Genomic DNA, 22296 nt, shown 5'->3' with positions numbered 1-22296 from the left:
GTAATCCAGCAACACCACTGCCTGTCAAGAGGTGGAACGCATGCCCCAGACCAGCTCCGAGCTGCCCGACTTCTTCTCCCGCCATCGCGCCCTGCTGGAACAGGCGGTCGCCGCGACCGCCACCCGCGACCACTGGACGCCGTATCCGGAGTCGCCCAGCAAGTCGGTCTACGGCGAGGACGCGGCCAAGATCGGCGAAGCCGCCTTCGAGGAGCAGCTCGGCGGGTCCTTCGAGCTGGCGGGGCATCCCGGCGACGGGCGCGTCCAGGCCGCCGAGACCTCTCCGTACGGCTTCGAGCTGGGCATCTCCTACCCCCGCGTCGCGCCGGACGAGGCGGTGGCCGCCGCCCTGGCCGCCACCGGGCCCTGGCGCGCCGCGGGCCCCGACACCCGCGCCGGAGTCGCCGCCGAGATCCTCGCCCGGCTGAACGCGGCGAGCTTCGAGATCGCGCACGCCGTGCAGCACACCACCGGCCAGGCCTTCGTCATGGCGTTCCAGGCGGGCGGCCCGCACGCCCAGGACCGCGGACTTGAGGCCGTCGCGTACGCCTGGACCGAGCAGAAGCGGCACCCGGGCACGGCCCGCTGGAGCAAGCCGCAGCGCAAGGGCGGCCCGCAGGTCCTGGACAAGAAGTTCACCCCGGTCGGCCGCGGGGTCTCGCTGCTGATCGCCTGCAACACCTTCCCGACCTGGAACGGCTACCCGGGCCTGTTCGCCAGCCTGGTCACCGGCAACCCGGTCGTGGTCAAGCCGCACCCGGGCGCCGTCCTGCCCCTTGCGATCACCGTTCGGATCGCCCGCGAGGTACTGGCCGAGGCGGGCTTCGACCCGAACGTCGTGATCCTCGCCGCCGAGGAGCCCGGGGGCCGTAGCGCCGCCGTCCTCGCACTGCACCCCGACGTCCGGATCATCGACTTCACCGGCTCGACTGAGTTCGGTGACTGGCTGGAGACCAACGCCCGCCAGGCCCTCGTGTACACGGAGAAGGCCGGTCTCAACACCGTCGTCCTGGATTCCACCGACGACTACCGCGGCCTGCTCGGCAACCTCGCCTTCTCGCTGGCCCTCTACAGCGGCCAGATGTGCACCACCCCGCAGAACCTCCTGATCCCGCGCGACGGCATCACCACCGACCAAGGCCCGCGCAGCGCCGACGAGTTCGCCGCCGACCTCGGCGCAGCCCTCGACAGACTGCTCGGCGACCCCGCCCGCGCCGCCGGCACCCTCGGCGCGATCGTCAACGACGGCGTGCGGGACCGTTTGGAGCAGGCCGCCACGGTCGGTCGTACGGTGCGCGCCTCGGCGCCCGTCGAACACCCCGAGCACCCGAAAGCCGTCGTACGTACGCCCCTGATCGCACGCCTCGATGCCGAGGACGACCGGGAGACGTACACCCGGGAGTGGTTCGGGCCGGTGTCGTTCGTCATCGGCACCGACTCCACCGAGCACAGCCTGCGGATCCTGCGCGAGACGGTGCGGGCGCACGGTGCGCTGACCGCCGCCGTCCACTCCACCAGCGAACTGGTGCTGGACGCGGCCGAGTTGACGGCCCTGGACGCGGGCGTGCACCTCTCCGAGAACCTCACCGGCGGCGTCTTCGTCAACCAGTCCGCCGCGTTCAGCGACTTCCACGGCAGCGCCGCCAACCCGGCCGCCAGTGCCACCCTGTCCGACCCCGCGTTCGTCACCGGCCGCTTCGCGACCCTGCAGTCACGCCGGCCCGCACCCGCCGAGGAGACCACCGATGCCTGAGCCGTCCTCCGACGAGGTCTACCTGATCGACGGGGCCCGCACCCCGCAGGGCCGCTACGGCGGTGCCCTCGCCTCCGTACGACCCGACGACCTCGCGGCGCTGGTCGTCGGCGAGGCGGTCCGGCGCGCCGGAATCCCGACCGAGGAGGTCGACGAGGTGATCCTCGGCGCCGCCAACCAGGCCGGCGAGGACAACCGCGACGTGGCCCGCATGGCCGTCCTGCTGGCCGGGTTGCCGCACACCGTGCCCGGTTACACCGTCAACCGGCTCTGCGCCTCGGGCCTGACCGCCGTCGCCTCGGCCGCCCAGGCCATACGCGCCGGAGAGGCGGACCTCGTCGTCGCGGGCGGCGTGGAGTCCATGACCCGCGCGCCCTGGGTGATGGCCAAGCCCGGCACCCCGTGGGCCAAGCCGGGGGAGGTGCACGACACCTCGCTCGGCTGGCGTTTCACCAATCCGCGCTTCGCCGCCCAGCAGACCCTGACGATGGGGGAGACGGCCGAGGAGGTCGCCGCGCTCGACGGCATCACCCGCGCCGAGTCCGACGCGTTCGCGCTGCGCAGCCACCAACGGGCCGTCGCCGCCCAGGAGTCGGGCCGCTTCGACCGGGAGATCGTGCCGGTCACGGTCAAGGACGGCGAGCTGACGCGGGACGAGGGTCCGCGCCCCGGCACCACGCTGGAGAAGCTCGGTTCCCTACGCACCATCTTCCGCGAGGGCGGCATCGTCACCGCCGGCTCCTCCTCACCGCTGTCCGACGGCGCCGCCGCCCTGGTGGTCGCGAGCGGCGCAGCCGTCCGACGCCACGGACTCACCCCGAGGGCGCGGATCGTCACGTCGGCCTCGGCCGGGGTGCAGCCCCACATCATGGGCCTCGGCCCGGTCCCCGCCACCGAGAAGGCCCTCGCCCGCGCGGGTTGGCAGACCGGTGACCTGGACGCCGTAGAACTGAACGAGGCCTTCGCCGCCCAGGCCCTCGCGGTCACGCGCCGCCTCAAGCTGGACGAGGAGAAGGTCAACGCCGACGGCGGAGCGATCGCCCTCGGCCATCCTCTCGGCTGCTCCGGCGCCCGGATCCTACTCACCCTGCTCGGCCGCCTGGAGCGCGAGAACGGCAGCCGGGGTCTGGCCACGCTGTGCGTCGGGGTCGGGCAGGGCGTGGCGATGCTTGTGGAGCGGGTATGAGCACCGGCGCCTACGAGACGCTGCTCGTCGAGGAGCGCGAGGACCGCGTCGTCGTCACCCTGCACCGCCCTGAGGCCCGCAACGCCATCAGCGGCCAGATGATCCGCGAACTGCACGCCGTCTGCGACCAGTTGGAGCAGAACCCCAAGCTGCTCCTGCTCACCGGACACGGCGGGGTCTTCGCGGGCGGCGCCGACATCGCCGAGCTGCTGGCACGCGGACGGGACCAAGCCCTGCAGGGCATCAACAGCCGCCTCTTCGAGCGCGTACGCCGACTGCCGATGCCGACCCTCGCCGCGGTGGACGGCTGGGCGCTGGGCGGCGGCGCGGAACTGTCGTACGCCTGCGACCTCCGTATCGCCGGACCGGACGCCGTCTTCGGCAACCCGGAGCCCGGGCTCGGCATCCTCGCGGCGGCCGGTGCCTGCTGGCGGCTGCCCGAGCTGGTCGGCGAGTCCATCGCCAAGCAGGTGCTGCTCGCCGGGCGGAATCTCGATGCGGCGGCGGCACTGGCGGCAGGGCTGGTCATCGACGTCGTACCGGCGGAGAAGCTGCTCGACGAGGCACACGCGCTGCTCGACCGCATGGCCCGTTCGTCGGCTACGGCCCTGAGGCTCACCAAGCTCGTCGTCGACTCGCCAGGCGCCCACCCGGTCGCCGACGACCTCGCGCAGGCCGTGCTCTTCGAGGGGCAGGACAAGAGGGACCGTATGACACGTTTCTTGGAGAAGAGGAGCAGCCGAGCATGAGCCCAACACCCCACTCAGCGCCCGCAGTTGTCGGCGTGATCGGCGGCGGCCGGATGGGCGCCGGGATCGCGCAGTCCTTCGCGGCAGCCGGTTCGTCCGTGACCGTCGTGGAGAGCGGCGAAGCGGCTTCGGCCGCCGCGCTGGACCGGGTTGCCACCGGCCTCAAGCGGGCAGCCGAGCGCGGCCTGCTCAACGAACCCGCCGAGCAGGTGCTCGCCCGCGTCACCATGGCGGACTCGGTCGACGGGCTGCCCGCCGACGCCGATCTGGTCGTCGAGGCCGTCCCCGAGGACGCCGGGCTCAAGGCCCGTGTGCTCGCGGCGGCCGAGCAGACGGTGGGCGCTACGACCGTGCTGGCCACCAACACCAGCTCCCTCTCGGTCACCGAACTCGCCTCCGTACTCACCCGGCCCGGCCGTTTCCTCGGCATGCACTTCTTCAACCCCGTGCCCGCCTCCGCGCTGGTCGAGATCGTCGTAGCCCCGCACACCGAGGCCGCCGTCGTCAGCGCCGCCCTCGACTGGACGCACGCCCTCGGCAAGAAGGACGTGACCGTCAAGGACTCGCCCGGCTTCGCCAGCAGCCGCCTCGGACTGGCGCTCGGTCTGGAGGCGATCCGCATGGTCGAGGAGGGCGTCGCCGCGCCGGAGGCGATCGACGACGCGATGAGCCTCGGCTACAAGCACCCCATGGGGCCGTTGCGGCTCACCGACCTGGTCGGTCTCGACGTACGCCTGGCCATCTCCGAGTACCTGCACTCCACCCTCGGCGAGCGCTTCGCACCGCCACAGCTGTTGCGCGACAAGGTCGCACGCGGTGAGCTGGGCCGAAAGACGGGACAGGGGTTCTACGAGTGGAAGTGAGCGAGTCTGCGGACGGCGTCGGCTACCGCCTGGACGCCGGTGTCGCCACCATCGAGTTGCGCGGGCCCGCGCTCGATGTCGCCCTGCGGAGTGGGCTGTTGGCCGCCGTACGCCAGGTGCGCGATGACGGGGACGCGGTCCGTGCCGTCCTGCTCACCGGGCGGGGCAAGCACTTCTGCGTGGGACAGGACCTCAAGGAGCACGCCCGCGCGCTGGAGACCGAACCCGAGTCGGCCTTCGCCTGCGTGCGGAACGAGTACAACCCCCTCGTGGAGGCGCTGCACGCGCTGACCCAGCCGGTGGTCGTGGCCGTCGAGGGCGCGTGTGTCGGGGCCGGGCTCGGGCTGGCGCTCTGTGCGGATGTGCGGGTCGCGGCGGAGGGGGCACGGTTCGCCACCGCGTTCACCGGGATCGGGCTGGCCGCTGACAGCGGGCTGAGTGGCTCACTGGCGCAGGCGGTGGGTCCGTCGCGCGCTGCCGCGCTGATGCTGCTCGGGGACCGGTTCGGAGCGGAGGACGCGCTGCGGTGGGGGCTGGTGCACCGGGTCGTGCCGGACGGGGACGCCATGGCGGAGGGGCTGGCCCTGGCCAGGCGGCTGGCCGCCGGGCCCACCGTCGCGTACGCGGAGGTGAAGGCGCTGCTGCGGGACGCGCCCGGCGCGAGCCTCGCCGCCGTGCTGGAGCGGGAGGCGGCGGCGCAGGAGCGGCTGGGTGCCACGAGGGGCCATCGGGCGGCCGTAGCGGCGTTTCTGGCTCGGGCGGAGCCGTCGTTCGAGGGCCGGTGAGAGGGCTGGTGACCAGTCATTCACTCGGCAGGTCTTGCCTCGCCGGGGGAAACCCATCAGACTAGGTACCGAACGAATGGTCGGTAGGGAAGTTGGTGTGTCGATGACCAGCACAGGCACGGAGGCGTCAGCCGCCGGCTGGGACGAAGCGCGGCTCTCGGAGCAGTTCGATGCCACGATCGCGAAGGACCAGCGGATCGAGCCCCGCGACTGGATGCCCGACGGCTATCGCAGGACCCTGATCCGGCAGATCGCGCAGCACGCGCACTCCGAGATCATCGGGATGCAGCCGGAGGGCGACTGGATCACCCGCGCGCCCTCCCTGCGCCGCAAGGCGATCCTCTTCGCGAAGGTGCAGGACGAGGCCGGACACGGACTGTATCTCTACTCGGCCGCCGAGACCCTGGGCGCGGACCGCGCGGAGCTGACCGAGGCGCTGATCGAGGGCCGGCAGAAGTACTCGTCGATCTTCAACTACCCGACGCCGACCTTCGCCGACGTCGGCGTGATCGGCTGGTTCGTGGACGGCGCGGCGATCTGCAACCAGGTGCCGCTGTGCCGCTGTTCGTACGGGCCGTACGCGCGGGCCATGGTGCGGGTGTGCAAGGAGGAGTCCTTCCATCAGCGCCAGGGCTACGAGTTGCTGCTCACGATGATGCGCGGCACGGACGGGCAGCGGGCCATGGTCCAGGACGCCGTGGACCGTTGGTGGTGGCCGTCGCTGATGATGTTCGGCCCGCCCGACGACGACTCGCCCAACTCGGCGCGTTCCATGGCCTGGAAGATCAAGCGGCACAGCAACGACGAACTGCGTCAGCGCTTCGTCGACATGACCGTCCCGCAGGCGGAGAAGCTCGGAGTCACCCTGCCCGACCCGGAGTTGGTGTGGAACGAGGAACGTGGTCACCACGACTTCGGCACCCCGGACTGGTCCGAGTTGCAGCGCGTGATCAGCGGCGACGGACCGCGCAACGCCGAGCGGGTCTCCCGCCGCCGGGCCGCCCACGAGGAGGGCGCCTGGGTCCGGGAGGCGGCCACCGCCTACGCGGCCAAGCAGGCCGCCCGTACACAGGAAACGGCCCGTACGCAGAAATCCGAAGGAGCGGCGGCATGACGCAGGACTGGCCCCTGTACGAGGTGTTCGTCCGCGGGAAGCGCGGCCTGAACCACGTCCACGTCGGCTCGCTGCACGCCGCCGACGACGCCATGGCGCTCACCCACGCCCGCGACCTCTACACGCGGCGCAACGAAGGTGTGTCCATCTGGGTCGTGCGCTCCGAGCACATCGCCGCCTCGACCCGCGACGAGAAGGACCCGTTCTTCGCGCCGAGCGCCGACAAGGTCTACCGCCACCCGACCTTCTACGACATCCCCGAAGACGTCCCCCACATCTAGGAGCAGGGAATGAGTGACGACCACGTCTATCTGTCCCTGGCCGAGGGTCACGACGACAGCGACGCCCGCTGGGCGTTCGGCACCGGCTTCGAGGACCCGCTGCACGGCGTCGACCAGACCGTGCCGGAGGGGACGGACTCCGCTCAACTGGCCGCGTTCTGCCTGGCACTTGGCGACGACGCACTCGTGAGCGCGCAGCGGCTGGCCCAATGGTGCACGGCCGCACCGGAGTTGGAGGAGGAGGTGGCCCTGGCCAACATCGGGCTCGATCTCCTCGGCCAGACCCGCCTGCTCTACGCGCGTGCCGGCCAGGTCGACGGCACCGGACGCGACGAGGACGCGTACGCCTACTTCCGCGACGCCGACGCCTTCCGCAACGTACGGCTGGCCGAACTCCCCAACGGAGACTTCGCGTTCTCGGTCACCCGGCTGCTGGTGCTGTCCTCCTGGCGGCTCGCCCTCTTCGAGCGGCTCGCCGGCACGACCTCGGACCCGGTGCTCGCCGCCATCGCCGCCAAGGGCGTCAAGGAGCTCGCGTACCACCGCCAGTACGCCGCCGAGTGGGTCGTCCGGCTGGGCGACGGCACGGAGGAGTCGCAGCGGCGGATGCGGGACGCGTTCGCCGGCATCGCCCCGTACGTGGACGAACTCTTCGCGGGGGATGACGAGTTGAGGACCGAGGTCCTGGCAGTGCTCCGCCAGGTCACGGAGGCCGCCGGACTAGCCCTCCCCGACGCGGCACCGGTCCCCGGACACGGCCGCGACGGTGACCACACCGACCACTTGGCCCCACTGCTGGCCGAACTCCAGAGCGTGGCCCGCGCCCACCCGGAGGCGACATGGTGACCACCCTGATCGACTCGCGACGCGCCTGGAACATCGCCGCACAGGTTCCGGATCCCGAGATGCCCATGCTCACCCTCGCCGACCTCGGGGTGCTGCGCGGAGTGGAGATCGACGCGGACGGCACGGTCGTGGCGAGCCTGACGCCCACCTACTCCGGCTGCCCCGCCATGGCCGAGATGCGCGCCGAAGTGGCCGCGCGGCTGCGGGACGCCGGGTTCGCACGTGTGGAGATCCGTACGGTCCTCGACCCGCCGTGGACCACCGACTGGATCACCCCCGAGGGCCGCCGCAGCCTCGCCGAGCACGGCATCGCCCCGCCCGGTGCCGCCCCTCGCGGTCCGATCAAGCTCACGCTGTCGCCGACCCGCCGCACGGTGCCCTGCCCCCGCTGCGGAGCGGACGACACCGAGGAGACCTCGCACTTCGCCGCGACCTCCTGCAAAGCCCTGTGGCGGTGCCGCGCCTGTCGCGAGCCGTTCGAGTACGTCAAGGAGATCTGATGGCGCGCCCCCAACTCCCGCTCGTGGAAAGGACGGTGGACCAGTGACCGCCCCGGCCCCCACCACCCCCGCCCGCCCGGCGCGCCGGCGCCCGGCCTTCCACGCGCTGCGGGTCGCCGCCGTCGAGTCGCTGTGCGAGGACGCCGCCGCCATCAGCTTCGACATCCCCGAGCATCTCGCCGAGGAGTTCGCGTACCGGCCCGGCCAGTCGCTCACGCTCCGCCGCGAGGTCGAGGGACGCGACGAGCGGCGCTCGTACTCGATCTGCTCCCCGGCGGGAGCGCGCCCGCGCATCGGCGTACGGGTCGTCCCCGGCGGCCTGTTCTCCTCCTGGCTGGTCAACGACGTACGCCCCGGGGACACCGTCGAGGTGATGGCCCCCACCGGCGCCTTCACCCCCGACCTGACCAGCCCCGGCCACCACGTCCTGATCGCCGCCGGCTCCGGAATCACCCCGATGCTCTCCATCGCGGAATCCGTCCTCGCCGCCGACACCCGCTCCCGCGTCACGCTCTTCTACGGCAACCGGCGCAGCGCCACCGTGATGTTCGCCGACGACCTGGCCGACCTGAAGGACCTGTACCCCGGCCGTTTCCAGCTCGCGCACATCCTGTCCCGCGAACCGCGCGAGGCGGAGATCCTCTCCGGCCGCCTCGACGCCGACCGGCTCAGCGCGCTCGTCGACGCCCTCGTGGACGTGGAGACCGCCGACCACTGGTGGCTGTGCGGCCCGCACGGCATGGTCCGCGACGCCCAACAGGTCCTCACCGGCCTCGGCGTCCCCGTCGAACGCGTCCACCAGGAGCTGTTCTACGCCGACGACGAGCCCGTACGGACCAACGAACACATCGACAAGGCCTACGACGGCCCCGTCAGCCAGGTGAGCGTCACGCTCGACGGCCGCACCACCAACTCGGCCTTGCACAAGGACAGTTCGATCCTCGACGGCGCCCAGAAGACCCGCCCCGACCTGCCCTTCGCCTGCAAGGGCGGCGTCTGCGGCACCTGCCGCGCGCTGGTCACCGACGGCACCGCGGACATGCGGCGCAACTACGCCCTCGAACCCGCCGAGGTCGACGCCGGTTACGTCCTCACCTGCCAGACCTTCCCCGTGTCCGACACCCTCGCCGTCGACTACGACAGCTGAGGCCGGCCATGACACTTCACTTCGAGGTCGCCGAGGGCGTCGGCACGATCCGCCTCGACCGCCCGCCGATGAACGCTCTGGACACGGAGACGCAGGACGGCCTGCGCGCACTCGCCGAGGAGGCCTCGCGTCGCGACGATGTGCGGGCCGTGGTGGTCTACGGCGGGGAGAAGGTGTTCGCCGCGGGTGCGGACATCAAGGAGATGCAGCGGATGGACCATGCGGGGATGGTCGTTCGGGCGCGGGCGTTGCAGGAGTCGTTCACGGCGGTGGCCCGTATCCCGAAGCCGGTCGTGGCGGCGATCACGGGCTATGCGCTGGGCGGGGGTTGCGAGTTGGCATTGTGCGCGGACTTCCGGATCGCCGCCGACAACGCGAAGCTCGGTCAGCCGGAGATCCTGCTGGGGTTGATTCCGGGGGCGGGTGGCACGCAGCGGTTGGCGCGTCTGATCGGTCCGTCGAAGGCGAAGGACCTGATCTTCACGGGCCGTATGGTCAAGGCGGACGAGGCGTTGGCGCTGGGGCTGGTGGACCGGTTGGTGCCTGCTGCCGATGTGTACACGGAAGCGCATGCGTGGGCGGCGAAGTTGGCGCAGGGGCCGGCGATCGCGTTGCGTGCCGCGAAGGAAGCGATCGACACCGGGTTGGAGACGGACATCGAGACCGGGCTGGCGGTCGAACGGACGTGGTTCGCGGGGCTGTTCGCGACCGAGGACCGTGAGCGGGGGATGCGGAGCTTCGTCGAAGAGGGCCCCGGCAAAGCCAAGTTCAGGTGATTCAGGCGATGTGAAGCGCGGGCCGGGAATCACTCCCGGCCCGCGCTTCATTCATCGGTGTTCAGCCACAGGCGGTCAGCCGAGCAGCTTGGTGGCCAGGGTCGCGGCGTTGTACGAGCCCCAGCCGGTGGTGAAGTCCCAGCCGGTGGCGGCGGAGTAGGCGCCGTTGCTGCCGCTGGTGATGTCGTGGAAGCCGGTGCCGCTCGCCGTGTAGAGCGCGGGGTTGGCGAAGCCCAGGTTGGCCTTGCCGGCCGCCGCGGCCTGCTGGTTGTAGAGCGCGCCGAACGCGGCCCACTCGGGCGCGGCGGCGCTGGTGCCGCCGACCGAGGTCCAGGTGCCCTGCGAGTAGATCGAGACGCCGGGGCTGGGGTTGGCATGCGCCGAGACGTCGGGCACCTGGCGGTAGCCGCCGCCCGCGGTCTTCTGCACCGCGGTCTGCCAGCTCGGGATCTTGAAGACGGAGGACTTGCCGCCGCCACCGCCGGACCAGGCCACCTCCTTGCTGAACGCGTTGGCGGAGGTGACGGTCAGCTTGGTGCCGCCGACGCCGGTGACGTACGGGTCGGAGGCCGGGTAGTCGACCGTGGTCGTGCCGTCGCCCGCGTCGTCCGAACCGTCGTCGCCCGACGCGGCGTAGAAGCCGAGGCCCTCGGCCGCGCCCGCCTTGAAGACGGCGTCCACGGCGTTGATGTTGGAGGTGGTGCGCTGGCTCTCGGACGCGCCCCAGCTGATCGAGGTGGTCGGGATGCCGCTGTCGACGATGGCCTGGTAGGTGTCGACCTCGCCGGCGTCGGAGTTGGGGCCCTCGAAGACGGTGACGTTCGCCTTGGGGGCGATGGCGTGCAGGACCTCGATGTCCAGCTCGACCTCGACCTGACCGTCACCGAGCGCGCCGGAACCGCCGTCCACCTTCGACACGGTCGGAGTGGGCGAGCCCAGGCTGTAGTTGGTGTCGTACTTGGTGATGTTGGACTGCGCGAAGCCGTCGAACTCCAGCAGCGCGATCTTCTGGCCGCTGCCGGTGTACGTACCGGAGACGTTGTAGCCGCCCTTGAGCTGCGCCGGGGTGTAGCCGCCGCCGGGACCGTTGCGCGGGGCGACGGTGTCGGTGGCCTGGTGGTGCAGCTGGGCGCGGTTGTTGAGGCCGGTCACGTCGCTGACCAGGCCGGCGATGCCGGTCGGCAGGGTCGGCGCGGTCTCGTTGGCGTAGAACGCGCGGCCCGACTTGGCGTCCTTCCACGTCGACAGCTTGGTGCCGAACGCCTTCTCCAACTGCGCGGCGGTGCCGCTGGCGTCGACCAGCAGATTCCCCGAGTGGACCTTGCCGACGGTGAGACCCTGGGCGCGCAGGTACTCCTTGACCTGCTTCACCTCGGCGTCGGTCCGGCCGAACCGGGCCGCGAACTGGGCCTTCGTCAGATAGTGGCCGTACGAACTCGACCGCGGATTACTGACGTTGGCGATGAAGGTGTCGAGGCCCTTGTTGTTTCTCGGGGTCAGGCTGATGGCCACCGATATGTGCTTGGCGGCGGAGACGGCGCCGGTGCGGGCCGCGTCGTGGTTCAGGCCCTTGAGGACATCTCCCGCGATGGCGGCGCGAGTCGTGTGCGGCTGGGCGGCGGCGTAGGCGCTGGGGACGGCGGCGGCGAGCAGAGCCGGTACGGCGACCAGACCGACCAGTTTCAGTCGTGACGTCACTGAGGTCCTCCGAGGAGTGGGGGGTTGCTGTCCCGGAAGCGGAACTGCTTCACCGTAGGAACATCGACCCCACCCGCATAAGCGGGGGAACCCTTGCGTCGCGTGTTAACTGCGGATGTCATGTGAACCGTGAATGACAGGTCAACGGCGGTTGTCGAGTGTCCTCGGACTACGGACCCGGCCAGGCTGACTGATCGTCACCGCCGGTGTGGTGAGCTGCTGTTGGTCGTCGTCGCCGACGCTCACGGTCGCCGCGCCGGACGCGATGACGGCGACCGCCATGGCGTGGGCGAGCGCGGTCCGTGAGCGGACCCCGACCTTGCGGTAGACCCGCGACAGCGTGCCCTCGACCGTCTTCACGCTGATGAACAGCTCGGCTGCGACTTCCCGGTTGGTGGCTCCGCCGCCTACCAGTTCGGCCACCCGTGCTTCCGTGGGGGTGAGTTCGGGCCGCCCCTCACCGTCCCGGTCACCGGCCTCCAGCCGGGCCAGTTCGTCCCCGGCCCGCGCCGCCAGCGGAACGGCGCCGATCCGCGTCGCCGTCTCCCATGCCTCGCCGAGAGCGGTGCGTGCCGCGTTCCGGTGACGGGCCCGGCGTTCGACCGCGCCGAGTGCGATGAGCGTGCGTACCAGGTCTATGGGCAACGGGAGTTGACGCAACCGGTCGACGGCGGTCCGCAGCCGCACCGCCCCTTCCTTCGCCCGGCCGAGGCCCGCTTCGCGCAGCCCTTCGGCCCGTTCCAAGGCCGCCAGTACGCTTCCGGGCGCGTCGACGGACACCCGCCTCCGGGCCTCGTCGATCACGGCACCGGCCGCGTCCGTCTCGCCCAGCACGACCAGGGCCTCGGCCAGGTCGCTGTACCAGTGCAGCAGGGGCGGATCGGCGGCGGACATGGCCGCGCCGAGTTCCTTGACGCGCTGCAGCGCCTCGACCGCGGCGGCGGCCCCGCGCGGGTCACCGGCGAGCAACTCGGCCTGCCCCAGCACCGCCAACGCGCGGAGCAGGAACAGCCGGTCGCCGTCCGCCTCCGAGGCCCGCACCGCCTGCCCGGCGAGCCGCCGCGCCTCGTCGGCGGTCCCGCCCGCGGTCGCCGCGAGCGCCGCCGCGTACAGCGCCGGAGCAGCCTGTACGCCGGTCTCGGCCACGGCACGTGTGCAGCGGGCGGCGGTGTCCAGGGCCTCCCGGCAGTGCCCGGCGCGTACTTGGATCCGGGTGAGGGCCACCAGGGTCGCCATGACCTCCTCGACCCCGGCGAACTCCCCGATCTCCGCGAGGAGTTCGGTGACCCGTTCCCGGGCCTCGGTGACCTTGTCGGAGTCCAGGGCGAGGATCGCCCGCATCCGGATCAGCCCCCAGCTCTCCGGTCCCGCGCCGGCGCCACCGGCGAGCGCGAGAGCCTCCTCCAACGCGGCGTCGGCGGCGACCGGTTCGCCGCCCAGGGAACGCACCCGGGCGAGCGTGGCTAGCGCCCCGATCCGGGTCTCCGTGTCGCCGACCACGGCCGCCTGCCGCGCGGACCGCCGGGCATGCCGGGCCGCGTCCTCCAACTCCCCGCACAGCAGGCCCCGTACGGCCGCCCAGTGGTGCAGCCACGCCTCGGCCTCCGGATCACCGTCGGCGTCCCGGAGCCCCTCCTCGATCAGGGCGTGCGCACCCTTCAACGCTTGCCCGGCGTTGCGCAGCAGGACCAGCCGCGCCCGCACCCGCTGCCGTGCGGAGCCCGACCCGGCGAGCACGGTCTCGGCCGCCTGCCCCGCCTCCTCCAACTGCCCCGCGTCACAGGCGTATTCGGCCGCCGCCAACAGCCGGTCGGCGCGCTCCACCGGACGGTCGCCGGGTGTGCGCCGGGCCGCGAGCCCGGCCAGTTCGAAGGCGGCGTCGGGCGCGCCGTCGCGACGGGCACACTCGGCCGCGGACGTCAGCGTGCGGGCCGTGGTCTCGTCCTCGTACGGGTGGGCGAGCGCCAAGTGCCGTGCGTGCTCCACGGGTTCGGTGACCGCACCGGCCAGCAGCGCGTGTGCCTGTCGGCGCTCGTGTTCCGCAGCGTCGGCGTAGACGGCGGCCCGGATCAGCGGATGCCGGAAGCGTACGGTCCCGTCGGCGTCGGCCGTCGCGACCCCGAGCCGCTCCGCCTCCGCGAGGTCCGCGGCGGGGTCGTGCAATCCGGCGGCGCGCAGCAGCGTGAGCGTGGGGCGGGCGGCGGCACTCGTGACGAGGAGGGTGCTGCGCGCGGATTCGGGCAGCGCGCGCACCTGTTCCAGGAGCAGGGTGCGCAAGCGTCGGGGTACGGGAAGCGTCCGGCCCAGACCGACGGCCGCTCCGTCACGCGGGGCCGCCCGCCCCAACTCCCGTGCGTACCAAGGGTTTCCGGCGGCGGTGTCCTGGACGGCCCGCAGTACCGCCGGCGGCAGGTCGGTGGGGAGGAGCTGCGCCACCTCGTCGTCCGTCAGGGGTGGCACGGGCAGTTCGACGGTGCCGGGTGGGCAGCAGTGCGGCCGCTCGGGCTGCTCGCCCTCGGACACCCGCTCGGCAGCGATCACCTGTACGTCGAGGCCCTCGACGCGTCGTACCGCGAAGGCGATCACCTCGGCGCTCGGTGCGTCGAGCCACTGGAGACCGTCGAGGACCAGCAGCACGGGGCCGGTGTTGGCGAGGGCGCGCAGCACGTCGAGAACGGCGACGCGGATCGCGAGCCGGTCCCGGTCGCCGTCCGGTGTCCCGCCGCGCAACAGGGCTGCCCGCAAGGCCACTTGGGGTTCGGGCGCCAGGGCCGCCAGGCAACTCTCCGGCACCCGTGCGAACAGGTCCACGAGACCGGCGAACGGGAGCCGGGCGTCCTCCTCGGCGGGGGAGCAGTGCAACACCGTTCCGGCAGGCTGGACTTGAGCAGCTGAGGACGCCACGAGGGCGGCGACCAGTACGGACTTGCCGATGCCTGCGGGGCCGTGGAGAAGTACTCCGTGACGGATCGTCAACTCGGCCCGGGCAGTGTCGAGCAGCTCGCGGCGGCCGGTCAATGACCGTACTCCCACGGCGAGTCCAGGGACGGAGCACAACCGGAGCCGAGGGCGGGGCAGGTGGATCGGCGAGTGAGGCGGGTGAGGCGGGTGTGACGGGGCCCCGGATATTTCGGCATGTGTTCATGACAACCGGTACGGAATCGGCTTGTCAATGACGGTCGGTGTGTTGCCGGTCGGTGAAGGAGCTGCGGCCGGGATCCGGCAGTACATCTTGCCGATCATTTGGCGCACGATCTCGATCGAGAGCCCCAGTACTGACCTATTTCCTGCGCACAAGGTCGCCAAATATGTGCGAACCAGCTATCCAGCCGTACAAAAGCCTGGTCAGTGGATGTCGCGAGGAAGTGGGAGAGAACGATGACTGATCACGGAGCCGATCTGGTGATCCGGGCGAACGCGATCCACACACGGGTGCCCGGACAGGCGCCGCAGCGGGCGCTGGCCGTGCGGGGCGACCGCATAGTGGCCCTCTCGCCCGACCCGAACGGACTCGACCACCTCCTGGGCGAGCGCACGACGGTCCACGACCTGCCCGGCGCCACCGTGCTGCCCGCGTTCGACGACACCCACACGCACCTGATCTACGCGGCGCTCGGCGCGCACGACGTGCCCGTCCACCAGGCCCACGACATCCCCGAGTTCCTCGACCTGATCCGGCAACGGGCGAAGGTGACCCCCGAGGGCGAGTGGATCCGCACCACCACCAACTGGCAGGAACTCAACCTCGCCGAGCGCCGCATGCCCACCGCGGCCGAACTCGACCGGGCCACCGACCGGCACCCCGTCCTCGTCAAGCGCGGCGGCCACAACGACATCGTCAACAGCTACGCGCTGCGCCTGGCGGGCATCACCGAGGACACCCCCGTACCGCCGGGCGGTGTCATCGGCCGCGACGCCGACGGCCGGCTCAACGGCCGGCTGGTGGACAACGCGCTGGGCCTGGTGGAGCGCCTGGTCCCGGCACCGGACCGCGCCCGGCGCATCGATGGACTGCGCCTGGCGTCCGCCCAGTACGCCGCCACCGGCATCGGTACCGTCCGGGACTGCGCCGTCACCGCCGAGGACTACGCCGTCCTCCTGGCCGCCCGCGAGGCCGGCGCGCTCAACACCCGTGTCCGCGCCCTGATTTCAGCGCTCGGCATGACCAGCGCGGCCCAGGTGGAGGACCTGCTCGACGTCATGGAGGACTGGCGTGACGGCTCCGACCCGTGGCTGCGGGTGTGGGGCGTGAAGTTCGGCCTCGACGGCGGCCTCGAAGCCGGCGCCACCGAGGAGCCGTACGCCTGCGACCACGCCTTTTCCGGGACGCTGATCTGGGAGCCCGACGCGCTGGTCGAGGCCGTCGAGGCCGTGGTCCGGCGCGGCTGGCGGGTCGGCACCCACGCCTACGGCGACCGCGCGGTCCGCACCCTCCTGGACGTCTACGAGCGCGTCCTCGCCCGCAACCCCGGCCTGCCCGCCGGCGCGCTGGTGATGGAGCACGGCGGCCTCGCCGGTCCCGAACAGCGCGCCCGCGCCGTCGAGTTGGGCATCCCCGTCACCATCCAGCAGCCCCTGCTGCACGACACCGCCGAGGTGGAGGAGGGCTTCTGGGGCCCGGAACGCGTCGCCCGGCTCTTCCCGGCCCGCGGCTGGATCGACCTGGGCGCGCAGGTCAGCGCCGGATCCGACTTCCCCGTCGGCCAGTTCGGCGCGATGCGCTCCGTCTACGGCATGACCACCCGCCAGACCGTCATCGGCGTCAAGGGCCCCGAACACGCCATCACCTACGACGAGGCGCTCACCCTGCACACCGTCAACGCGGCCCGCCTGTGCGGCGATCAGGATCTGCGGGGCACCCTCGCACCGGGCCGCCTCGCCGACCTCACCGTCTGGGACCAGGACCCCGCCCACTGCCCGAGCGAAGCCCTGCGCGACCTGAACCCCGTCCACACGATCGTCGGCGGCCGTCTCGTCACCCGGTAGGGAGACCGCACGCCGGAACGACGAGAGACGACTGGAAACGATGGGGAACATACGACTCGCCCGGCACGCAGCGACACGGCGTCCGGGCGAGCAAACGTTTTGTCAGGCGGCCGGCATCGTACGGATCGCCGCGATGTCGAACTGGAGCCGCACCTTCTCGCTCACCATCGCGCCCCCCTCGGCCAGCCGGGAGTTGTAGGTCAGGCCCCAGTCGGAACGGTCGATGGTGGTGGTGCCGTCGAAGCCGACGCGCTCGACGCCGAACGGGTCGGTGACATGGCCGATATAGGTGAGTTCCAGGACGACGGGACGACTGACGTCCTTGATGGTGAGATCGCCGAGCATGCGGTAGACATCGTTGCCCGCCATTTGCACCGCGGTACTGGCGAACCGCATCCGCGGGAAGGTGGCGGTGTCCAGGAAGTCACGGCCGACCAAGTGGCCGTCGCGTTGTTCCACGCCGGTGTCGACGCTGCCGGTGGACACCACGATCTCGGCCTGCGAACGGGCGGGGTTGCGGCCGTCGAAGTAGAGCCGGCTCTTGTATTCGGCGAAAGACCCGCGCACGGTCGTCACCATCGCGTGCCGGACGGAGAAGCCGATCCGGCTGTGCGCGGGGTCGATCATCCACTCTCCGGTCAGCGCGGCTAGGGCGGGATCGGGCAGGCCGGAGGGGGCGGAGGCCGGTGGGGCGGCCGGGCGTTTCGGGATGGCGGGGGGTGCCGAGCGGCGGAGGGGCGCAGCGCGGTTGAACAGGTTCATGTGTCACGTAGTTACTGCACGCCTGAAGTCGCCGCAAGCCTTCGCTGTGCGGCGCCGACAGCGCGAATCGGCACTGACACGGTTAAATACCGCCACCTCGCGGGCCGTTACACATTTCCCACACATGCTCGTCACCTGAAGAACAGCGAACGCCAATTCAGCGCACTGTTCGGCACGCCACCGTTCAGCGCACGGGGAATCCGAACGAATAACCCTGCTGCTTCAGCCACGGCAGGATCTCGCGCAGCGCGGCCACGGTCTCCGAGCGGTCGCCGCCGGCGTCGTGGAACAGGATCGTCGGCCCGTTGGGCAGTTCGCTCTTGACGGTGGCGATGATGGCGTCCGTGCCCGGGAGTTCGAAGTCCTTGGAGTCGACGTTCCAGCCCAGCGGACGCATCCCCTGCGAGGCGGCGAGGTGCCGGCTGTACGGCGTGAAGGCGCCGCCCGGCGCACGGTAGTACTGCGGTCGTACGCCCCCCGACGCCTTGGTGATCATGCTCGCGGCGTTCAGGATCTCCTGCGACTGGTAGGCCTCGGACTTCTTGTCCATCGTGGTGTCGTGCGACACCGTGTGGTCGCACAGCCGGTGCCCGGCCGCCACGACCGCCCTGACCAGATCGGGGTGGGCCTCGGCCTCGGGGCCGATCATGCAGAAGGTGGCCTTCACCCCGTACTCCTTGAGCACTTGGAGCACCTGCGGCGTCCAGGTCGGGTCCGGGCCGTCGTCGATGGTGATGTTGACGGCGTGGGCGCCCTTGTCGGAGGCGTGCACGATCTCCTCCGAGACGGTGGCCCGGGCGGGGGCCGAACTGGCGGCGGAGGGATGCGAGGCCCCGGCGCCCTGCCTGTCGACGACACCGGCCTGCGCGGTCCACACCGACGTTGCCGCCGCCACCGCGGTCACCCCGACCGCCGCCGCGAGTACCCGCCCGTACCAACCCCGCCCACCGTGCCGCGCCATGTCAGCCCTGCCCTCGTCCTGTTTGATCGACTCCGTGCACTCGTCAGGACGGCGTAAAGGCGGGGGAGGATCCGCCTGTTACGGATCACGGACAATTTCGCGGGAGTTCCGAGACGCAGGCTCAACGAGCGGACACCGCAGAGGTTTCGCTACCGCAGCGCGAGACGCCCGCGGAAGTCCTCCGGGACCGGCGCGAAGCGGAGCGCCATCGTGAGCTTCTCGGGGTGGTCGACGGTCAGCCGGTACCGGGTGCACAACAGATGGCACAGGCCCATCAGTTGAACGGTCCCGATACTGGCGCCGACGCACTTCTTGGGCGCCCAGCCGAACGGCACATAACAGGTACGGTCCGCCGGCCCGTGCGGCGCGCCCGGCAGGAAACGGTCCGGGTCGAAGACGTCCGGCTGCTTCCACACCCGCTCGTCACGGTGGATCAGATGCGGGCTCAGCAGATACCAATCACCGGGCTCCAGGCGGGTCTTGCCGAAGTCGAAGGGGAACTGGTTGCGCCGGACCAGCAGCAACGGCGGGCTCCACAGCCGCAGCACCTCCTTCACGAACCGGTGCGTCACCGGGGCCGCGTGCGTCGGAGCCGTACGGAACTCGACCGGGTCCACGGCGCCCAGTTCCTCGGCGAGTTGCTCCTGCCACTCGGGGTGCCGGACGAACTCGTACAGCAGACTCGCGGCGGCGGTGCCCGGCGGACCGCCGATCGCGGTGAGGACAGTGGTGACGACGTCCAGCGCGCGGTCCATGCCGAGTTGGGGCAACAGGTCGACGAACGGATCCGCGAGATCCAGCTCACGCTTCCGCTTCCCGTGCGCGCGCTGCCGCAGCACCCGGCGCACCACGAGCCCGGACCGCAGCTGTACGACGATGAACCGCAGATGATGCCAAGTCCCGGCCGGCTCGGGCGAGACGAGCCGCAGCAGCTTCATCTCCAGGTCACGGCGGACCAGTTCGGCCTCGCCGGAGGTGAGTCCGGACAGCGCGACCGGCAGCATGGACCGCAGCGCCACGTCCTGGGTGAGCATCACCAGGTCCACGTCCTCGCCGAGCCGCTCGTCGATGATCCGCTCCATGCGGTCGATCAGGCTGCCGTGGTGCTCCGCCGTGGCCAGCGTGTGCAGTTGGGTGAGCCACGCGGAACGGATCTGGCTCCACCGCACCTCGGGACTGCGCCGCCGCAGCAGCATGTCGATCAGCCGGTCGTGCAGGACGAACCGGCGCCAGTTCGTGGCACTGACCCGGCGCGCCGCCTCCGGCTCGAACACACCGAGCCGGGTGTCGTCGACCCAGAAGATCCCGTCCTCGGCGGCGCTGCGCGTACGGATGGAGTGCAGGAAGTCCTCGGGGTGCTGCGGGGTGGTCATGATGAGCGTCCCCTCGTGGGGCGCGGGGAGCCGGCCGCTCGGTGGTTCCCCGCGCCGGGCCGGTCAGATGTGGTGGTACAGGTACCAGAACTGTCCGTACGAGCCTCGGATGTTGAGGACGGACTTCGCCTTGAGATACAGGGCGTGCATGTGCGTTCACCTCCTTCCGGGACAGTCGGAGCGGGCGCTCAGCATCGCGGTGAAACGCGGTGGAGCGAGCGCCGGGCCCACCTGGGGACCGGCGCCGTCCTGGGTGACCGACAACCGCCAGTCACGGGTGATGAGTTCGATGAGGTCTTCGAGGAGCCGCATGGTGACGGTCGCCCCGGCACAGGTGTGCGGCCCGTACCCGAACGGCAGATACGCCGCGTCCGGAACCGCCTCCGCCCAGCGCTCCGGTACGAACTCGTCCGGCCGTTCCCAGTACCCGGGATGCCGGTGCACCAGGTAGGTGCAGACGGCGAGGAGGTCGCGCGGGGTCACCTCCGCCCCGCCGAGCGTCTGCGCATGGCTCGGTGTCCGTGCGAACAGCCACGCCACGGGCCACAGCCGCAGCGCCTCCCGTACCGTCCAACTCGGCTCCGCAGCAAGGGAGTCGGGGTGCGTGCCGAGCAGGTACACGGACCAGCCGAGCGCGAAGCCGACCGAGCCGACGGTGGCGAACAGGAAGGAGAGATAGACCTCGGCGAGATCCTTCGGGTCGGCCCCGGGCTCGCTCTCGTCCACGACGACGTCGAGGAGGTCGCGTGGATCGCGGGTGGGATCCAACTGCCCCTGCCGGGCGCGTATTTCGGTGTGCAGGAAGTTCAGCGCGCGGCGCCGGAAGAACAGTCGGGACGGCGGCGAGTGACGGTGCCGGGCGCCCGCCAGGACCGCCCGATGGACGATCTGCCCGACGGTGGCGTGCAGTTGGGGCGGCGCGTCCCGGTGCAGCAGGACGTCTCGCAGATGGCGCAGGACGAGCAGGTTCCCGGCGTCGGGCCAGACGGCGCTGGGGGCGAGGAGTTCGGCGACCAGGCCGGGTAACTCCGCCCGCCGTGCGTTCAGGTGACGGCGTATCAGGGCGCGGGCCGCGCGCCCGATCCTGATCTGCGCCGCACGGGGCCCGAAGTCGCCGTGCCGGGTCCGGTAGAAGTCGGACGCCTCGACGACCACGGCGTCCCGGTTGCCGAGCACCGCCCGGGCGGACTCCGGGTCGGCCACACACACCGTGCCCATGGCCGAGCGCCATACGCCGTGCGTCCCGTCGAACTCGCCGCTCAGCAGGGCCAACGTGTCGCGGGCGCGGGCTTTGCGGGAAGTGTGGGCGGCCTCGCCGTGCCCTTGATGCGTCCCGGACGACTCCATGGCGGCCCCCTTCGAGATCGCGGAAGCGCGGCACCCGTGGTGCGGTACGTGTCACGCCCCGACCGATGGGAACAGCCTGCGGACGGTTCGACGACGTGTCGCGTGCTGTGCCGGTGAGCGGAACAGCGGGGTGTGCCCACGTGTGGCGCCGGCACATGTGGTGCCGCCATATGTGGGCGCCCGCAGCGGACGACCCGCCTGCGGCGGACGCCCTGCCCGTCGCGATGAGTTTCGGCCGCGCCCGGAGTCTGATCCGGTGAGCGCCGTAGTACGTCGTACGACGCTGCCCGAAACGACTCCGACACGACGCACCACGGAGGACCCCATGACGACCACACCCGGCACCGCGAGCCGCGACCTCCCCGGCAAGCCGCCCGTCGTAGACATCGCCACCTGGGACGCGGCGCGCGACGAGCTGCTGATCCGGGAGAAGGCGCACACCCGTGAGGGGGACGCGATCGCCGCGGCCCGGCGGCGGCTGCCGATGGTCGAGCTCGACGGGAAGGCCGAGGTCGTCGGCGCCGACGGGCCGGTCCCGTTCCTCGACCTGTTCCAGGGGCGCGACGAACTTGTGGTGTACCAGCACATGTGGCACGACCACGCACCCCACCAGGGGCAGTGCGAGGGCTGCACCACCACCGCCTGGCACATGAAGGACGCCGTCTACCTCAACGCCCGGGGCGTCTCGTACGCCGTCCTGACCACGGGCGCGTGGGACGAGGTGGCCCCGTACGTCGAGTTCATGGGCTACACCGAGCCCTGGTACTCGGTGCGGGGCCTGGACGCGCCGATCGGTGGCGGGATGGGGCACATCCTCGCCTTCCTGCGCGACGGCGACCGCGTGTTCCTCACCTACTCCACGACGGGCCGCGGCAACGAACCCGTCAACGGCTCCCTCGCCCTGCTCGACATGACGCCCTACGGCCGCGGCGAGGCCTGGCAGGACAACCCCGAGGGCTACCCGCCCGGCCGCGACGCCTGCTGGTACTGGCGCTCGGACGCCGACGGGAACGCCACCTGGGGCGGGACCAGCCGTCCCGTGCCGCAGTGGACCCGCCCCGGCGCGACCCCCGTGGAGACCCTGGGCCGGCACGGCGACTGCCACTGACAGGGAGTGGTCCGCCCCAGGCCCGCCCTTGACGCCCCTCCCGACCCCGCCTAGCCTCGAC

General features: G+C 71.5%; 19 protein-coding genes. 13 read left to right on the top strand and 6 right to left on the bottom strand.

All coding sequences use genetic code 11. The annotated features are described in order from the left end of the window. Positions 1-40: 40 nt before the first annotated feature. From paaN to OG496_RS07485, 11 genes are all read left to right on the top strand, one after another. The gene (gene paaN, locus OG496_RS07535; protein ID WP_405970125.1) at positions 41-1753 is read left to right on the top strand and encodes a phenylacetic acid degradation protein PaaN; all 1713 of its coding nucleotides are present in this window, start codon (positions 41-43) and stop codon (positions 1751-1753) included. Next, entirely contained in the window at positions 1746-2939 is a 1194-nt protein-coding gene (locus OG496_RS07530; RefSeq protein WP_405970124.1) for a thiolase family protein, read from the top strand. The genes paaN and OG496_RS07530 overlap by 8 nt, the downstream gene beginning before the upstream one ends. Beyond that, complete coding sequence (locus OG496_RS07525; RefSeq protein ID WP_399392874.1) at positions 2936-3688, top strand: enoyl-CoA hydratase/isomerase family protein; 753 nt, start codon at positions 2936-2938, stop codon at positions 3686-3688. The genes OG496_RS07530 and OG496_RS07525 overlap by 4 nt, the downstream gene beginning before the upstream one ends. Next, positions 3685-4551 (top strand): 3-hydroxyacyl-CoA dehydrogenase family protein, encoded by an 867-nt coding sequence (locus tag OG496_RS07520; protein ID WP_405970123.1) that lies wholly within the window; start codon positions 3685-3687, stop codon positions 4549-4551. Before OG496_RS07525 ends, OG496_RS07520 begins: the two co-directional genes overlap by 4 nt. After that, a complete protein-coding gene (locus tag OG496_RS07515; RefSeq protein ID WP_405970122.1) occupies positions 4548-5336 on the top strand; it encodes an enoyl-CoA hydratase/isomerase family protein in 789 nt (262 codons plus the stop codon). Before OG496_RS07520 ends, OG496_RS07515 begins: the two co-directional genes overlap by 4 nt. A 103-nt stretch (positions 5337-5439) precedes the next feature. Beyond that, positions 5440-6450: a 1,2-phenylacetyl-CoA epoxidase subunit PaaA gene (gene paaA / locus OG496_RS07510; RefSeq protein WP_405970121.1), complete on the top strand. Its 1011-nt coding sequence runs from the start codon at positions 5440-5442 to the stop codon at positions 6448-6450. Then, positions 6447-6731, top strand: coding sequence for a 1,2-phenylacetyl-CoA epoxidase subunit PaaB (gene paaB / locus OG496_RS07505; protein ID WP_033278572.1), 285 nt, complete (start codon positions 6447-6449; stop codon positions 6729-6731). Before paaA ends, paaB begins: the two co-directional genes overlap by 4 nt. Before the next feature lie 9 nt (positions 6732-6740). Next, entirely contained in the window at positions 6741-7577 is an 837-nt protein-coding gene (gene paaC, locus OG496_RS07500; RefSeq protein ID WP_405970120.1) for a 1,2-phenylacetyl-CoA epoxidase subunit PaaC, read from the top strand. Then, positions 7571-8077 carry a 1,2-phenylacetyl-CoA epoxidase subunit PaaD gene (paaD, locus tag OG496_RS07495; protein ID WP_405970119.1) on the top strand — a complete coding sequence of 169 codons (507 nt, stop codon included), beginning with the start codon at positions 7571-7573 and terminating at the stop codon, positions 8075-8077. The genes paaC and paaD overlap by 7 nt, the downstream gene beginning before the upstream one ends. Before the next feature lie 43 nt (positions 8078-8120). Then, positions 8121-9224: a 1,2-phenylacetyl-CoA epoxidase subunit PaaE gene (gene paaE / locus OG496_RS07490; RefSeq protein WP_405970118.1), complete on the top strand. Its 1104-nt coding sequence runs from the start codon at positions 8121-8123 to the stop codon at positions 9222-9224. A gap of 8 nt (positions 9225-9232) precedes the next feature. Further along, a complete protein-coding gene (locus OG496_RS07485) occupies positions 9233-10000 on the top strand; it encodes an enoyl-CoA hydratase/isomerase family protein (RefSeq protein WP_405970117.1) in 768 nt (255 codons plus the stop codon). A gap of 75 nt (positions 10001-10075) precedes the next feature. On the opposite strand, the gene OG496_RS07480 is transcribed toward OG496_RS07485, so the two are convergent. Together OG496_RS07480 and OG496_RS07475 are read right to left on the bottom strand one after the other, a co-directional pair. After that, the gene (locus OG496_RS07480) at positions 10076-11698 is read right to left on the bottom strand and encodes a protease pro-enzyme activation domain-containing protein (protein ID WP_405970116.1); all 1623 of its coding nucleotides are present in this window, start codon (positions 11696-11698) and stop codon (positions 10076-10078) included. A gap of 141 nt (positions 11699-11839) precedes the next feature. Next, positions 11840-14716, bottom strand: a complete 2877-nt coding sequence (locus tag OG496_RS07475; protein WP_405970115.1) for an AAA family ATPase — start codon at positions 14714-14716, stop codon at positions 11840-11842. A gap of 360 nt (positions 14717-15076) precedes the next feature. Here OG496_RS07475 and OG496_RS07470 point away from each other — a divergent pair, with 360 nt between their 5' ends. Further along, a complete protein-coding gene (locus tag OG496_RS07470) occupies positions 15077-16684 on the top strand; it encodes an amidohydrolase (RefSeq protein ID WP_405970114.1) in 1608 nt (535 codons plus the stop codon). 102 nt (positions 16685-16786) lie between these two features. Here the strand turns inward: OG496_RS07470 and OG496_RS07465 are convergent, their stop codons facing one another. The 4 genes from OG496_RS07465 to OG496_RS07450 form a co-directional block, all read right to left on the bottom strand. After that, positions 16787-17446, bottom strand: coding sequence for a YceI family protein (locus OG496_RS07465; protein ID WP_405970113.1), 660 nt, complete (start codon positions 17444-17446; stop codon positions 16787-16789). Positions 17447-17630: 184 nt separating this feature from the next. Next, positions 17631-18407, bottom strand: coding sequence for a polysaccharide deacetylase family protein (locus tag OG496_RS07460; RefSeq protein WP_405970112.1), 777 nt, complete (start codon positions 18405-18407; stop codon positions 17631-17633). Between the two features lie 149 nt (positions 18408-18556). Next, positions 18557-19780: a cytochrome P450 gene (locus tag OG496_RS07455; protein ID WP_405970111.1), complete on the bottom strand. Its 1224-nt coding sequence runs from the start codon at positions 19778-19780 to the stop codon at positions 18557-18559. A gap of 156 nt (positions 19781-19936) precedes the next feature. Further along, a complete protein-coding gene (locus OG496_RS07450) occupies positions 19937-21127 on the bottom strand; it encodes a cytochrome P450 (protein ID WP_405970110.1) in 1191 nt (396 codons plus the stop codon). A gap of 325 nt (positions 21128-21452) precedes the next feature. Here OG496_RS07450 and OG496_RS07445 point away from each other — a divergent pair, with 325 nt between their 5' ends. After that, positions 21453-22235, top strand: a complete 783-nt coding sequence (locus OG496_RS07445) for a DUF899 family protein (protein ID WP_405970109.1) — start codon at positions 21453-21455, stop codon at positions 22233-22235. The last annotated feature ends 61 nt before the right edge of the window (positions 22236-22296 follow it).

It is taken from the genome of Streptomyces sp. NBC_00988, assembly GCF_045162645.1.
Lineage (GTDB): Bacteria > Actinomycetota > Actinomycetes > Streptomycetales > Streptomycetaceae > Streptomyces.
Note: the sequence above shows the minus strand (reverse complement) of the source record. Positions and strands in the feature narration are given on the sequence as shown.

Coding starts and splice junctions, on each gene's coding strand:
- paaN (WP_405970125.1), top strand. CDS start 41: ATGCCCCAGACCAGCTCCGAGCTGCCCGACTTCTTCTCCCGCCATCGC.
- OG496_RS07530 (WP_405970124.1), top strand. CDS start 1,746: ATGCCTGAGCCGTCCTCCGACGAGGTCTACCTGATCGACGGGGCCCGC.
- OG496_RS07525 (WP_399392874.1), top strand. CDS start 2,936: ATGAGCACCGGCGCCTACGAGACGCTGCTCGTCGAGGAGCGCGAGGAC.
- OG496_RS07520 (WP_405970123.1), top strand. CDS start 3,685: ATGAGCCCAACACCCCACTCAGCGCCCGCAGTTGTCGGCGTGATCGGC.
- paaA (WP_405970121.1), top strand. CDS start 5,440: ATGACCAGCACAGGCACGGAGGCGTCAGCCGCCGGCTGGGACGAAGCG.
- paaB (WP_033278572.1), top strand. CDS start 6,447: ATGACGCAGGACTGGCCCCTGTACGAGGTGTTCGTCCGCGGGAAGCGC.
- paaC (WP_405970120.1), top strand. CDS start 6,741: ATGAGTGACGACCACGTCTATCTGTCCCTGGCCGAGGGTCACGACGAC.
- paaD (WP_405970119.1), top strand. CDS start 7,571: ATGGTGACCACCCTGATCGACTCGCGACGCGCCTGGAACATCGCCGCA.
- OG496_RS07485 (WP_405970117.1), top strand. CDS start 9,233: ATGACACTTCACTTCGAGGTCGCCGAGGGCGTCGGCACGATCCGCCTC.
- OG496_RS07470 (WP_405970114.1), top strand. CDS start 15,077: ATGACTGATCACGGAGCCGATCTGGTGATCCGGGCGAACGCGATCCAC.
- OG496_RS07465 (WP_405970113.1), bottom strand. CDS start 17,446: ATGAACCTGTTCAACCGCGCTGCGCCCCTCCGCCGCTCGGCACCCCCC.
- OG496_RS07460 (WP_405970112.1), bottom strand. CDS start 18,407: ATGGCGCGGCACGGTGGGCGGGGTTGGTACGGGCGGGTACTCGCGGCG.
- OG496_RS07455 (WP_405970111.1), bottom strand. CDS start 19,780: ATGACCACCCCGCAGCACCCCGAGGACTTCCTGCACTCCATCCGTACG.
- OG496_RS07450 (WP_405970110.1), bottom strand. CDS start 21,127: ATGGAGTCGTCCGGGACGCATCAAGGGCACGGCGAGGCCGCCCACACT.
- OG496_RS07445 (WP_405970109.1), top strand. CDS start 21,453: ATGACGACCACACCCGGCACCGCGAGCCGCGACCTCCCCGGCAAGCCG.